The organism is Microbispora bryophytorum, from assembly GCF_006874465.1.
Lineage (GTDB): Bacteria > Actinomycetota > Actinomycetes > Streptosporangiales > Streptosporangiaceae > Microbispora > Microbispora bryophytorum.
Window position 1 is genome coordinate 119,340 of record NZ_VIRL01000001.1, and the last position, 13,064, is coordinate 132,403.

The window sequence follows — 13,064 nt, forward strand, 5'->3', positions numbered from 1 at the left end:
AAGACCGGCGCCAAGCCCGGCGGGGCCTGCCGAGGCGCTCCACCCGACCGTCACCGTCGGTAGCCGGCCATCCGCTCCAGACGGGCGATCCGCGCGGCGACCGGCGGGTGGGTCGCGAACAGCCTGCCGATCCGGGCACCCCGGAACGGATTGACGATCATCATGTGGCCGGCGGAGGCGAGCCTGCCGTTCTCCGGGAGCGGCAGCCTGCGGACCTCCATCTCGATCTTGCGAAGCGCGGAGGCGAGGGCCAGCGGGTCGCCGGTCAGTCGTACGCCCGCGTCGTCTGCCGCGAACTCCCGCGAGCGCGCGATCGCCATCTGGATCATCGCGGCCGCGACCGGCCCGAGGATCATCACGAGGATGGCGCCGAGAAACCCCGGACCCTCGTCGTCGTCGGACCCGAAGAACAGGCCGGCGTACCCGAAGTATGTGATCATGGTCGCAAGCGCGCCCGCGACCGAGGAGATCAGGATGTCGCGGTTGTGGATGTGCGACAGCTCGTGACCGAGCACGCCCTTGAGTTCGCGCTCGTCCAGCAGCCCGAGGAGACCGTGCGTGACGCACACCACCCCGTCACGCGGGTTGCGCCCGGTCGCGAACGCGTTGGGCTGCATCGTCGGGGACACGTACAGGCGGGGCATCGGCGCGCGGGCCTCGGTGCACAGCTCGCGGACGACGCGGTAGAGGCCCGGCTGTTCCACCTCCGCCACGGGCCGGGCCCGCATGGCCGACAGCGCGATCCTGTCGGCGCAGAAATAGGAGACGCCGCTGACCGCGAGGGCGGCCACGACCGCGATCCGGGCCCCCGTGCCACCCCCCAGCCAGGCCCCCGCCACCAGGAGCAACGAGGACAGCGCCCCCAGCAGGACCGCGGTGCGCAGGCGGTTGTGGTGCACGCCTCCTCCTCCCGGTTCGATGTGTCGGGTTCATGTGTCGGGTTCATGTGTCGGGTTCGATGTGTCCGGCTCGGTGTGTTCAGCTCGGCGGCTCGATGCGTCCAGCCGTACCAACGCGCATGGCCTGGACGAACGTTCCCCGTGACGCGCCTCACCCTGTGAAGGACAGCACCACCTGCGGGGCGACGGAGAAGACCACGGTGACCGCGAGCGCGACCGCGACGGCGACCCCCGCCGCCGTCCTCGTCGCGACCGTACGGCTCTCGCCCGCCGCGGGCGGCGCGAACAGCCGGGCGGTCCAGGCGATGTAGTAGTAGAGCCCGGCCACCGTGTTGGCCGCCATGACCAGGGCCAGCCAGCCGAGCCCGCCGTCCACGACGGCCCGGAAGACGACGATCTTCGCGAACAGGCCCGCGAGCCCGGGCGGCAGCCCGGCCAGGCAGACGAGGGCGAAGGCGAGGGACAGCCCGGCGGCGGGGCTGCGCAGCGCCAGCCCCCGGTATGCCTCCAGGTCCTGCCCTTCGGGCAGCCGCGCCACCAACAGGACCACCGCGAAGGCGATCAGGTTCATCGCGGCGTAGAAGACGAGGTAGGCGACCGACGCACCGACGGCGGCGCGGGGGGCGACGGCGTAGACGGCCAGCGGCGCGAGGATGTAGCCCGATTGCGCGACCGACGACCAGGCCAGCAGCCGGACGGCCGCGCGCTGGCGCATCGCGAGGACGTTGCCCGCCGTCATCGTCAGTGCGGCGACGACCGCCACCCCCGGCGCCCACAGCGCCGCCCTCCCCGGCAGCGCGGACGTCAGCAGCAGGATCAGCCCGGCGAAGCCCGACGCCTTGGACACCACCGACAGCAGCGCCGCGACCGGGACCGGTGCGCCTCGGTAGACGTCTGCCGCCCAGAAGTGGAACGGCACTGCGGCGATCTTGAACGCGAAGCCCGCCGCCACCAGCACGATCGCCACCGCCGTGACCTGGACCATGTCCCCGGCCGTGCTCCCGGCCAGATTCCCGGTCATGTCCCCGGCCGTGTCTCCGGTCGCCCGCAGGGCTGCGTCGATGCGGTCGAGGTGGACCGAGCCGGTCACCCCGTAGAGCAGCGAGGCGCCGAACAGCGTGACCGCGGTGGAGACCACCGAGACCAGGAAGAGCTTGAGGGCCGCCTCGGCGGCGCGGCCGTCGTGACGCTTGAGCGCGGTCAGCGCGAAGACCGGCAGCGACACCAGTTCCAGGGACACGACCAGCATGATCAGATCACGGGAGGCGGGCAGGAGGACGGCCCCGGTCAGCGTGGCCAGCAGCAGGAAATACCACTCCCCCGCCGGAATCCGGCCGCGCTCTCCTGGCCCGCCGTGCTCTGCCGGCCCGCCGCGCTCTGCCGGCCCGCCGCCGCGTTCCGCGGCGATCTCGGTCATCGACAGCAACACGACGACCACCCCGGCGGCCAGCACGACCGCCGCGATGAGCAGCGAGAAGCGGTCCGCGACGAACGAGCACGACGCCGGGGCGGCCCGCCCCGCGGCAGGTGCGCCGCCGAGCGAGGCGGGGACGCAGAACGTGCGCCGGGTCCCGCCGCCCGCGGCCTGGACGGCCACCACGGCCAGGGCCGCGACCAGGCCGCCAAGGGTGACGAGACCGAGCATCCGCGCCCCGCCGGGGCGGGCGGGCAGGAACGCGTCGAGCAGCAGCACGAGCCCGGCGACCAGCGCGAGGACCAGCGGCGCCGCCACTGCGGCGTAGTCGATGGACTGGATCACCCCACCCGTCACGGCGCCACCCCCGATCCGAGGAGCGACTGCACGGCGGGCGTGGTGACGGCGAGAAGAGCCTTCGGCCACAGGCCGAACAGCACGATCAGCGCCACCAGCGGGAGCCACGCCGCAAGCTCGTGGGCCGTCACGTCCCGGAAAGGCCGCCGCGCCTTGCCCGTCTGTCCGCCCGTCTGTCCGGCATCGGCGGCGACGGGCTCAACCGGTTTCGCGGCCTCCCCCGCCTCGCTCAGCACCTCGCGTACGCCTTCCGCCGTGGCGAGCGGCCCCGGCGGTTCATACAGCCCCGACGGCTCATCCGGCTCCGGCGGTTCGAGGGGCCCGGCGAGCGGGACGGTCTCGACCGCCCGGCCGTGCGTCACCCGCGAGAGCATGGCCAGGAAATAGGCCGCGGTGAGCACCGCGCCGAGCCCGCCGACGGCCATGAACACGAGGAACAGCGGCCGGGAGAGCCCGGCAACCGGGCGGAACGCGCCGAGCAGCGCGAGCATCTCCCCCCAGAACCCGGCGAGGCCGGGCAGGCCCAGCGAGGCGACGCAGGCGAAGGTCAGCAGCGAGGCGACGTACGGCAGGCGGCGCAGCATGCCCCCGCCCAGCCGGACCATGTCGGCCGTGCCGTACCGCTCCTTGACGGCTCCGGCGAGGAAGAACAGCAGGCCGGTGATCAGCCCGTGGGCGACGTTGGCGAACAGGGCGCCGTTCAGGCCCACCGGCGTGAGCGAGGCGAACCCGAGCAGCACGAACCCCATGTGGCCGACGGATGAGTAGGCGATCATCCGTTTGAGATCGCGCTGCGCGAGGCAGGCGAGCGATCCGTACGCGATGCCGGCCACGGCGAACGCGCCGAGCCAGGGGGCCAGGGCCGCCGCGCCCTCGGGGAGCACGGGGATCGCGATCCTGGCGAAGCCGTAGGAGCCCATCTTCAGCAGCACGCCCGCGAGCAGGACCGAGCCGACGGTCGGCGCCTCGGTGTGCGCGTCGGGCAGCCAGGTGTGCAGCGGCCACATGGGCGTCTTCACCGCCAGGCCGAGCCCTATGGCGAGGAACGCGAGGATCTGCGCCGACCGGGCCATGCCCGAGCCGTGGCGCCCGGCCAACGCGACCATGTCGAGCGTGCCGGCCTGGGTCCAGACGACGAGCAGGCCGATGAGGAGGACGGCCGAGCCGAGCAGCGTGTAGAGGATGAACTTCACCGCCGCCGCCCGCCTTGCCGCGCCGCCCCACAGGGCGATCACGAAATACATCGGGACCAGCACGACCTCGAAAAACACGAAGAACAGCAGCAGGTCGAGGGCGAGGAACGTGCCGATCATGCCGACTTCGAGCACGAGCAGCGTGACGACCAGTGCGCCGGGTCTGCCGCCCTCGGGCGGGTGCCCGGCGAGGTGGACGAAGCACAGGAACGTCAGCAGCGCGGTCAGCACGACGAGCGGCAGCGAGACGCCGTCCACGCCCAGGTGGAACCGCAGGCCGAGGCCGGGGATCCACGGCCGGTCGCTCTGCAGTTGCATGTCGGCGGGGCGCGCGTATTCGAAGGCCGCGGCGAGCGCGACGGCGAGGACCAGCACCCCGGCGGAGACGGCGATCCCCCAGGCCACCGCCCTGTCCCGGACGGCCGGGACGGTGGCGACGAGGGCCCCCAGCAGCGGGACGCCCACAAGCGCGATCGGCAGCCAGCTCACGTCGTCACCACCGCGCGAAGCAGCGCTGTGCCGCTGGGAGCCCGCCGCATCATGTCAACACCACCGCCGCGACCGCGATCAGCACGAGCCCGGCCAGCAGGCCGGTGACGTAGAGCTGGGCGTTGCCGTTCTGGGCGAGCCGCACCAGGCCGGAAAGACCGAGCGTCGCCCGGCCGGAACCGCGGACCGCGCCGTCCACCACCCGCGCGTCCGTGCGGACCACCCCTCTGGCCAGGCGCAGGACGGGCCGGGTGACCAGCGCCGCGTACGCGGCGTCGACGTAGAAGGCCCGCTCGCACGGCGCCCGGAACGGGCCGAGCAGCCGGGCGGGGTCCTGTTCCGGCGCGGCCCGCCACAGGGCGTACACGATCCCGGCGCCGAGCAGTGCGACGGCGAGGCTGGCGGCCGCCGGCCCCCACTCGACCTGCACACCGGCCGCCCATCCGGCGAGGCCGAGCAGCAGGGCGGGCACGGCCAGCACGCCGGCCGGCCACAGCATCGACGGGGGCGCCTCCCGGCCGTCGAAGACGTGGGCGACACCCGGCGGCGGCTCCGGGAGCGGCTCGATCCGGGCGGGCCCGAAGAACGTGCGCAGCCAGGCCCGGGCGGCGTACGCCCCGGTCACCCCCACCGTCAGCAGCGCCGACGCGTACACGAGCGGCTGGGCCGGTCCCGTCCCGTGCTCGACGGCCGAGAGCACCGCGTCCTTGCTGAAGAAGCCGCTCGCGGGCGGCAGCCCAGCGAGCGCGGCGAAACCGATGGTCATCGTCCAGAACGTCACGGGAAGGGCGGTACGCAGCCCGCCCATGTGGCTGATCAGATTCGACCCGACATGGTGGATCACCAGGCCGGCGCAGAGGAACAGCAGGGCCTTGAACGCGCCGTGCGACACCAGGTGGAACATCGCCGCCCGGTCGGACCCGGCTGCCAGCGCCGCGGCCATGTAGGCGAGCTGGCTGATCGTCGAGTAGGCGAGCACGCGCTTGAGGTCGTCCTGAGCGAGCGCCGCGAGCGCGGCGCCCAGCATGCCGACGGCCGCGACCACGCCCAGCACGTCGAGCGTGGGCGGCGCCGCGAGGAAGGCGGGATAGAGCCGGGCGACGACGAAGATCCCGGCCGCGACCATCGTGGCCGCGTGGATGAGCGCGCTGATCGGGGTGGGGCCGGCCATCGCGTCGGGCAGCCAGGTCTGCAGCGGCACCTGCGCGCTCTTGCCCGCGACCCCGGCGAGCAACAGCAGCGTCGCGGCGACCAGAGTGCCCCTGGGCAGGTCGGCGCGCAGCACGTCGTCGATCCGGAAACTGCCCGCCGACAGTCCCAGGACGAAGATCCCGAACAGGAAGCCGACGTCGCCGAGGCGGGTGACCAGGAACGCCTTGACCGCCGCCCGGGAGTTGGCCCGGTCCTCCCACCAGTGCCCGATGAGCAGGTAGGAGCACAGGCCCATGATCTCCCAGCCGGCGTAGAGGACGATCAGGTCCCCCGCGTAGACCACCAGCAGCATGGCGCTGGTGAACAGGCTGACGAACGCGCTGTAGGACGGGTAGCGGGGTTCGTCCCGCATGTACCCGACCGAGTAGACCTGCACCGCCAGCGCGACCACGACGACCAGGATGCCCGCGAGCACTGACAATCCGTCGGCCCGCAGAGTCAGGGAGATCGGCACCGACCCCGTCTCGACCACCGTCAGGGTGCCCTCGGTTCGCCCGGGGAGCAGTTCCGCCCAGAAGCGCCCGTCCGTCGCAGGCGTGCCCCGCGCGAGGGCGGCGGCCAGCCACACCGTGAGCGCCGCCGACACCGTGCCCGGGACGATCGCGAACCACGCCGCCCGCCGGTACGCCGCCCGTTCCGCGCGGGCGCCGACATCTGCGGTACGCGCATCTCGGGCGCCTACACCTCGCGTGCGCACATCTTCGGCGCGCACGTCTCGGGTGCCCAGGCGGGTCGCGAGCAGCCCGGCCACGGCGGCGGCGAACGGCAGCAGGACGATCAGAGCCACCACGGCGGTCACGAGGCGCCCTCCCCGTCCGGGCGCCCCGGCTCGGGCGTGCGTACGACTTCGGCGAGCGCCCGCAACCGGTCGACGTCGACGGTCCGGCGCGTGCGGAAGACGGCCAGCACGATCGCCAGCCCCAGGCCCACCTCGGCCGCGGCGATCACGATGACGAACAGCGTCAGCACCTGGCCGCCGTGCAGGCGGTCCCCGAGCCAGACGTCGAAGGCCACCAGGTTGAGGTTGACCGCGTTGAGCATCAGCTCGACCGACATCAGCACGAGGATCGCGTTGCGCCGGGCCAGCACGCCGTAGACACCGATGGAGAACAGCAGGGCGGAGACCACCACCGGGTAGACGACGTGCACCTCGCTCACCGCCTCCGGGCCGTCGGCCTGGCCGATAAGGTCGCTAAGGTCAATAAGGCCGCTAACCAGGTCATTCCCGCCCCCTGATGTCCGTACGGGACAGGACGATCGCGCCGATCAGCGCGGCGAGCAGGAGCACGGACAGCGCCTCGAACGGCAGCACCCAGGTGCGGAAGACGCTCGCCCCCAGGGGCTCGGCCGCCCCCCGCCCGGGTTGGAGCGGCGCGTACGCCGTGCGGAAACCGGTGACGATCACGGTGACGAGCACGGCGGCGGTCGCGACGGCGACCAGCGCGGCGGCCCACCGGTTGCCGGAGTCGAGGCCTGCCGAGGGCCCGATGGGCGCGCGGGTCAGCATGATGCCGAACAGCAGCAGCACCACGACCGCGCCCACGTAGATCAGCACCTGCACCCAGGCGACGAACTCAGCGGTCAGCACCAGGTAGCCGCCCGCGAGCGCGCCGAAGCAGACGACCAGCCACAGCGCCGCGTGGACGAGTTGCCTGGTCGTGACGACCAGCAGGGCCGAGCCGACAGCGACGGCGCCGAGCAGCAGGAAGACGACCTCAGGCCCCGAGGGCGGCCACAACCCCGGCGCCTGGGAGGTCATCGCTCCCCCTCGGGCCCGTCCTTCTTCTGCGGCGGTGACCCGGCGTTCTTGGGCAGCGAGCCCGGCGGCCGGATGGAGCGGATGTCGCGCATGGCTCTCGGCGGCTCACGACGCGGGGGGCTGTCCGGCCCCTTCGCTGGTTCCGCCGCCGGTCGCCGCACCGTCTCCCGCGCCGTCTCTTGATCCGTGTCCTGCACGGCGTCCTGCGTGGCGTCCCGCCCTGGGCCCTGCCCTGTGTCCTGGGCGGTGTCCTGTGTCGTTTCCCGCTCGGCTCCCTGCGCGGGGTCCCGTGTCGCCTTGTGCGCAGTGCCCTGCGCGGCCTCCGGTGCCACGGACGCGCCCTCGGCCGGCCCTCTCGCCGGTGCGGGCGGCGCCGTACGGCGGGCCGCTGCCGGGCGGGAACCTGCGGACAGTTCCTTCGGCGACTCGGCGCCGACCTCGTGGGCCGGTGGCGGCGGCACGGTCGCCGCCCACTCGCCCAGCTTGTCCTTCTCGTGCAGGAGGTCGCGGATGTCGTACTCGGCGTACTCGAACTCGGGCGACCAGAACAGCGCGTCGAAGGGGCACACCTCGATGCAGATGCCGCAGTACATGCACAGCGAGAAGTCGATCGCGAAACGGTCGAGCACGTTGCGGGCGCGCGGACGGCCGCCCTCGGGCGCCGGCAGAGTCTCCTTGTGGGAGTCGATGTATATGCACCAGTCGGGGCACTCGCGGGCGCAGAGCATGCAGACGGTGCAGTTCTCCTCCACCAGGGCGATCACACCCCGGCTGCGGGCGGGCAGGTCGGGGTGGACCTCCGGGTACTGCTGCGTCTCCGACTTCTGCAGCATGTGCCGCATGGTCACGGCCAGGCCCTTGGCCAACCCTTCTCCTGGAATGTGCGCCACAGGCTCATCATCGCGCACTATCGGCGGCGAGTGAACGTGTGAGTCCAGCGCAGCTGTTTTCCACATCGTCCACACCGCAATCCCCAGGGTTGTCCACAAGATGTGAGGAGAAGGGGGCAGCACAAACACCAACGAATACGTATCGTCTGGACCATGAACGGCTATGGGGGGCCGGGAGGTTACCCGCCCGGACCGCAGGGACCACAGGGGCCGCAGGGATCACAGGGGCCGCAGGGACAAGGGCCGCAGGGGCCGCAAGGACCACCGCACCGACCACAGGGGGCGCCAGGGCCACACGGACAGGGAACACAGGGGCAGGGACCGCGGAATCCGTACCGGCATCGGGGGCCGGGACCGTACGGGGAGCAGTGGCCTGGTCCTTACGGCGCCCATCCGGCGCCGCAAGCACGGCCACCCGTGCCGCCACCCGTGCCTCCGCCCGCACGGCCGCCCGTGCCGCCCCCTCCACCGCCGATGCCGCCGATGCCGCCGTCCCCACCGCCGCCTGTGCAGCGGCCTTCCAGCGCCCCCAGCTACCTGTGGGCGCTCGCCCCGCTCTACACCTGTGGTTTCGGCACTCCGTTCAGCATGCTGTACGCCGCCATCCGCAAGCGCAGCTGGGGGTACGGGGCCGCCGCCGCCGGATACGCCACGGCCACCGGCGCCTGGATCTACCTGGTCGAGCTGTACGAGGACACACAGGAGCCGACTCTCGTGTCCCTCGTCATGATCTTCTGCATGCTCGCTCCCTGGCTGATCGGCACCGTGCACTCGCTCGCGGTCAGGAGACAGGTCTTCGGCGACTCCCCGCCGTACGAGACCGCGAACGAGCAGGCGATCGCGCTCGCGCAGCACCGCCGTGCCCTGCGGCAGCAGGCCAGAGAGCTGGCGGAGCACGATCCGGTGATGGCGCGCGAGCTGCGGATCGGGCGGCCCGACCTGCCCCGCCAGTACGATGACGGCGGCCTGGTCGACCTCAACCACGCCCCGGCTACGGTGATCGCGAACCTGCCCGGCCTGACGTCCGCGCTCGCCGAGCAGATCGTGCGCGTACGCGACCAGGTCGGCGGCTTCGTCTCGGCCGAGGACGTCTCGGCCGCCGCCTCGCTGCCTCCGAACCTCACCGCCGATCTCGCCGAATACGGCATTTACCTCCCATAGTCAGTCGATAATCCCGATTGTCGTCGCACATATCCCTGGCCGAGCGATCGGCGTTTCCTTAGGCTTTATGGTGCGTCAGCCGCGAGAAACGGGAGGGCCAGTGACGTCACCCGAGATCGCCGAATGCCGGGCGGACATGGCCGCGGCCGCCACCGCCGTACGGGAGGTTCTCCAGGCGCTCACCGCCGTCCCCACGATGTTCGGGGACCACACCTGGCAGGGCCCGGCGGCCGACCGTTGGGCCGCTGGTTGGAACGCCCGCAGGACTCAGCTCACCAGGCTGCTCGACGCCGTACTCGCCGAGCAGCCGCATCTGATCGCCCGTGTGGAGGAGGCGGAGCGCCGAAAAACCGCCTCGTAGTCCCCCTCAACGGAAGGAATGCCGTGGGCGAATTCGTCGGAGTCGATCCCGCGAATCTCAACGAGCTGACCAAACGGCTCGAACAGCTCCACGATCTGCTGGCCCGGCACAGCCCGCTGATACGGCAGAAAATGGAGAAATGGGGGAGCGAAGTCGGAACCGTGTCCTTGCCCGGTCTTATCGCCGCCGCGCTCGACGACGTCCGCGACATGGACGCCCGCACGACCAGGGCGCACGAACTGGCGAGGCAGCAGGGCTGGAGCGCGCTGGGCCCCGCGCCCGGCCTCCCCGGCCTCACTTTCAACCGGCCACCCAACGTACGGCTGGACTGGGAGGCGACCGGGCAGAGCGGCTATCAGGGCAAGCGCGACGCCGAGACACTGACCGCCGCCCTCGCCGACAAGAACCCCGAAAGCACCCGCATCGCCCTGTCAGGGCTGTCGGATCGCCTGCAGCGGCACCTCGCCGACAATGACTACCAGGCGGCCTTCTGGGCGGGGGCGGGCCCGCTCGCGCTACGGGCCGCCCGCGCGCTCTACGAACGAGCGGGTGGCGCCCTGTTCAGCGCGGAGAGCGTGAGCGTACTGCGGGCGCTCGGGGCGTCCCTGGCCGCCGCCAGTCAGATGCGCGTCGGCACGGGCAAGGACCGCCGCCCGCTGCTGCCCGCCGCTATCCGCGCCGGCCTCACCGGAAACTCCGACCCCTGGTCGGTCGGAATGCTCGTGAAGTACGGCCCCGACGGCAGGTCGTGGGACTCCCGCATGCTCGCCGACCTGACCCGCGCCATGCTCGACGCCCGCGCCGCCGGCAAGACGATCTGGCCGCCCGCCCGCGGCAAGCTGGAGACCGACGCCGACGCCTCACGCCACCAGCGGCTCATGGCGGAGTACGACGCCGTCGGAGCCGTCCTCCAGCGGGCCGCCGAGAACGGGATGGCCGCCCGGCACGTGCTGGGCGACCCGGACACCGGCCTCAAGTACGCCCGCATGCTCGTCAGCGACTCCTGGCACACCCCCGGCTACGACGCAAGCCTGTACGCCAGCGCCTATCTCGACCCGATCAGCAGAGATGCCGCCCCGGGCTACCTGGAACCACCGGGGAAGATCGACACTTCTTCCTCCACAGCCGCCTTCCTCAAGGCCGCCGTCTCGGCGGAGCGGGGCACCTCAGCGGACGCCAAGGAGTCGGCCTGGTCCGTCGTCCACATCGTCCAAGCCACCGCCGACTTCTCCAAGCTCCACCCGCAGACGGTGCTTCCCAGAGAGATTCGGCAGGCGCTTATCTACACCGCCGACCGCTACCTCCCCGATTTCGCCGCCTCGGCAAGTCATGAGTTCACCGCATCCATGGCGATGCAGAGAGGCGAGGATGTCGCAAATCCCTGGGCTCCTGTCGTACGGCCGGCTGAACTGGAGGCTCTGTTTGGGCAGGCACTGCTGGAACCAAAAGAGTTCGGCGCTTACAAGGGAAAGATGGACGGCCGTATAAGCGTTGCCGTCGCCGCCACAATCAAGGACCCCTCAGATCAGAATTACCTACGGGAAATGGGCGGCCTCTACGGAATGATCCAGAGGATTCAGGGCGATCACCACTTCGCCGAGGAACAACTGAAGGACGAGCAAGCCACCCGCTCGCAGACGGCGATCTCGATAATCAGCGGAGGCTTCGGCGCATTGAGCTTCAGCAACCCACTCGGCCCGGGAACGATCACGCAGATCCTCGTCGCCCTGGCCGCCCCGACGCTCAGCACCAAGTTCGACACCGACTTCGCCCTTCAGGCGTACAAGAGCAACGCGGACGACTTTCGTGCTCAAGTCCTGCATGTCGAGCCACCAGTACTACAGGGATTGATACTGGCCGGCGCGATCAACCCGCCTGACGATGCAAGCTGGGCGAGGAACGGCGTTGTCACTCCCAACGCGGCTATGGCCGACTGGGTGAGCCAGCACGCCGACACAAGGTACTCGGGAAAAACTTTCACGGATTGGGTTAAAGAGGCGCAGGACGCCATGAGGTCACAACAATGATCAGGCGTCATCTGGCCAGCCTCCTGGCCGTCGCCGTCTGCACTCAGATGCTGGCAAGTTGTACGCGGACAGAACCGCCCACTTCGCCTGAGGCAGGTCAAGCAGAACGGCGCGGCCAGGCTCTCGTCGCCGTCGTCCAATGCTTCGTTGACCACAATGTGCTGGCGCGGAGCGAGGCGGAGAGCCATTCATGGTTCAAGAACGGCAAGGTGCAGCAGACTGCGGCTCTCGTGGACTGGGCGAGCAGCCACGCGGAGACCAACTTCAGCGGGAAGACGCTGCAGGTGTGGGAGGACGAGGCGACGGCGGGGTGGCCGGGGTGGAGGTGCCCGTTGTGATCGCGTTCAGGCCATGAGGACCCTGACGACTCCGGTGAGGGCGAGCTGGAGGAGGGCGAGGGGCACCAGGACCGTCCAGGCGAGCTTCTGCAACTGGTCCTCGCGCAGCCGGGGATAGCTGACGCGCACCCAGATGACGACGAAGGCCAGGGCGAAGACCTTGAGAAGCGTCCACACCGGGCCGGGCAGGAGCGGCCCCTGCCAGCCGCCGAGGAACAGCACGGTCGTGAGGGCGGACAGCACCACGATCCCGGCGTACTCGGCCAGCATGAACAGGGCGAAGCGGAACCCGGCGTACTCGGTCATCGGGCCCATGATGAGCTCGGATTCCGCGGTCGGCATGTCGAACGGCGGCCGGCGCAGCTCGGCCAGGCCGGCGACGAAGAACACGAAGGCCGCGATCGCCTGCCAGGGCAGCCACCACCAGCGCCACTGCTCGGCGATGCCCTGCAGGGACAGCGTGCCCGCGGCCATCGCCACGCTGGAGGCGGCGAGCACCAGCGGCAGCTCGTACGACATGAGCTGGGCGGCGGCCCGGATGCCGCCGAGCACGCTGTACTTGTTGGCCGACGCCCACCCCGCCATGATCGCGCCGAGCACGCCGACGCCCATCACCGCCAGCACGAAGAACAGCCCGGCGTCGAGGTCCACGGCCGCCAGTCCGGGGCCGATCGGGATCACGACCATCACCACGAGGTACGGCACGAGCGCCACCGCCGGGGCGATCGCGAAGATCCGCCGGTCGGCCGCGGCCGGGATGACGTCCTCCTTCTGGACGAACTTGACGCCGTCCGCGAGGAGTTGCGCCCATCCGTGGAAACCGCCGGCGTACATCGGCCCGAGGCGGGACTGCATGTGGGCCATGACCTTGTGCTCCATCTGCCCGACGATCAGTGGCAGCAGCAGGAACGCCGCCACCACGACGACCAGCCGGACCGCTATGTCGAGCACCTCGGCCATGGAG

At 71.1% G+C, this 13,064-nt stretch carries 12 protein-coding genes; 4 read left to right on the forward strand and 8 right to left on the reverse strand.

Features of this window, described 5'->3' with window-relative positions; translation table 11 throughout:
- Positions 1-50: 50 nt before the first annotated feature.
- The 7 genes from FLX07_RS00585 to FLX07_RS37340 all read right to left on the reverse strand — a co-directional run bounded on the left by FLX07_RS00585 (position 51) and on the right by FLX07_RS37340 (position 8,189).
- Positions 51-899, reverse strand: coding sequence for a M48 family metalloprotease (locus FLX07_RS00585; RefSeq protein ID WP_142567445.1), 849 nt, complete (start codon positions 897-899; stop codon positions 51-53).
- A 151-nt stretch (positions 900-1,050) separates the two neighbouring features.
- On the reverse strand, positions 1,051-2,670 hold the full coding sequence (locus FLX07_RS00590) for an NADH-quinone oxidoreductase subunit N (RefSeq protein WP_229689435.1): 1,620 nt from the start codon (positions 2,668-2,670) through the stop codon (positions 1,051-1,053).
- Positions 2,667-4,352, reverse strand: a complete 1,686-nt coding sequence (locus FLX07_RS00595) for a complex I subunit 4 family protein (protein ID WP_142567446.1) — start codon at positions 4,350-4,352, stop codon at positions 2,667-2,669. Before FLX07_RS00595 ends, FLX07_RS00590 begins: the two co-directional genes overlap by 4 nt.
- Before the next feature lie 49 nt (positions 4,353-4,401).
- The gene (locus tag FLX07_RS00600) at positions 4,402-6,363 is read right to left on the reverse strand and encodes an NADH-quinone oxidoreductase subunit 5 family protein (protein WP_142567447.1); all 1,962 of its coding nucleotides are present in this window, start codon (positions 6,361-6,363) and stop codon (positions 4,402-4,404) included.
- Positions 6,360-6,713 (reverse strand): NADH-quinone oxidoreductase subunit NuoK, encoded by a 354-nt coding sequence (gene nuoK, locus FLX07_RS00605; RefSeq protein WP_142568057.1) that lies wholly within the window; start codon positions 6,711-6,713, stop codon positions 6,360-6,362. Before nuoK ends, FLX07_RS00600 begins: the two co-directional genes overlap by 4 nt.
- 70 nt (positions 6,714-6,783) lie before the next feature.
- Positions 6,784-7,323 carry an NADH-quinone oxidoreductase subunit J family protein gene (locus tag FLX07_RS00610; protein WP_142567448.1) on the reverse strand — a complete coding sequence of 180 codons (540 nt, stop codon included), beginning with the start codon at positions 7,321-7,323 and terminating at the stop codon, positions 6,784-6,786.
- Entirely contained in the window at positions 7,320-8,189 is an 870-nt protein-coding gene (locus FLX07_RS37340; RefSeq protein WP_223852881.1) for a NuoI/complex I 23 kDa subunit family protein, read from the reverse strand. Before FLX07_RS37340 ends, FLX07_RS00610 begins: the two co-directional genes overlap by 4 nt.
- Positions 8,190-8,720: 531 nt before the next feature.
- On the opposite strand from FLX07_RS37340, the gene FLX07_RS00625 reads away from it, so the two are divergent.
- From FLX07_RS00625 to FLX07_RS00640, 4 genes are all read left to right on the forward strand, one after another.
- Complete coding sequence (locus tag FLX07_RS00625; protein WP_208762016.1) at positions 8,721-9,374, forward strand: ComEA family DNA-binding protein; 654 nt, start codon at positions 8,721-8,723, stop codon at positions 9,372-9,374.
- Positions 9,375-9,474: 100 nt separating this feature from the next.
- Positions 9,475-9,735: a hypothetical protein gene (locus FLX07_RS00630; RefSeq protein ID WP_142567449.1), complete on the forward strand. Its 261-nt coding sequence runs from the start codon at positions 9,475-9,477 to the stop codon at positions 9,733-9,735.
- 23 nt (positions 9,736-9,758) lie between these two features.
- Complete coding sequence (locus FLX07_RS00635) at positions 9,759-11,762, forward strand: hypothetical protein (RefSeq protein WP_142567450.1); 2,004 nt, start codon at positions 9,759-9,761, stop codon at positions 11,760-11,762.
- Positions 11,763-11,920: 158 nt separating this feature from the next.
- Positions 11,921-12,100 (forward strand): hypothetical protein, encoded by a 180-nt coding sequence (locus FLX07_RS00640; RefSeq protein ID WP_142567451.1) that lies wholly within the window; start codon positions 11,921-11,923, stop codon positions 12,098-12,100.
- Positions 12,101-12,106: 6 nt separating this feature from the next.
- Here FLX07_RS00640 and nuoH read toward each other — a convergent pair whose 3' ends face one another.
- A complete protein-coding gene (gene nuoH, locus FLX07_RS00645; protein ID WP_142567452.1) occupies positions 12,107-13,060 on the reverse strand; it encodes an NADH-quinone oxidoreductase subunit NuoH in 954 nt (317 codons plus the stop codon).
- Positions 13,061-13,064 lie beyond the last annotated feature (4 nt).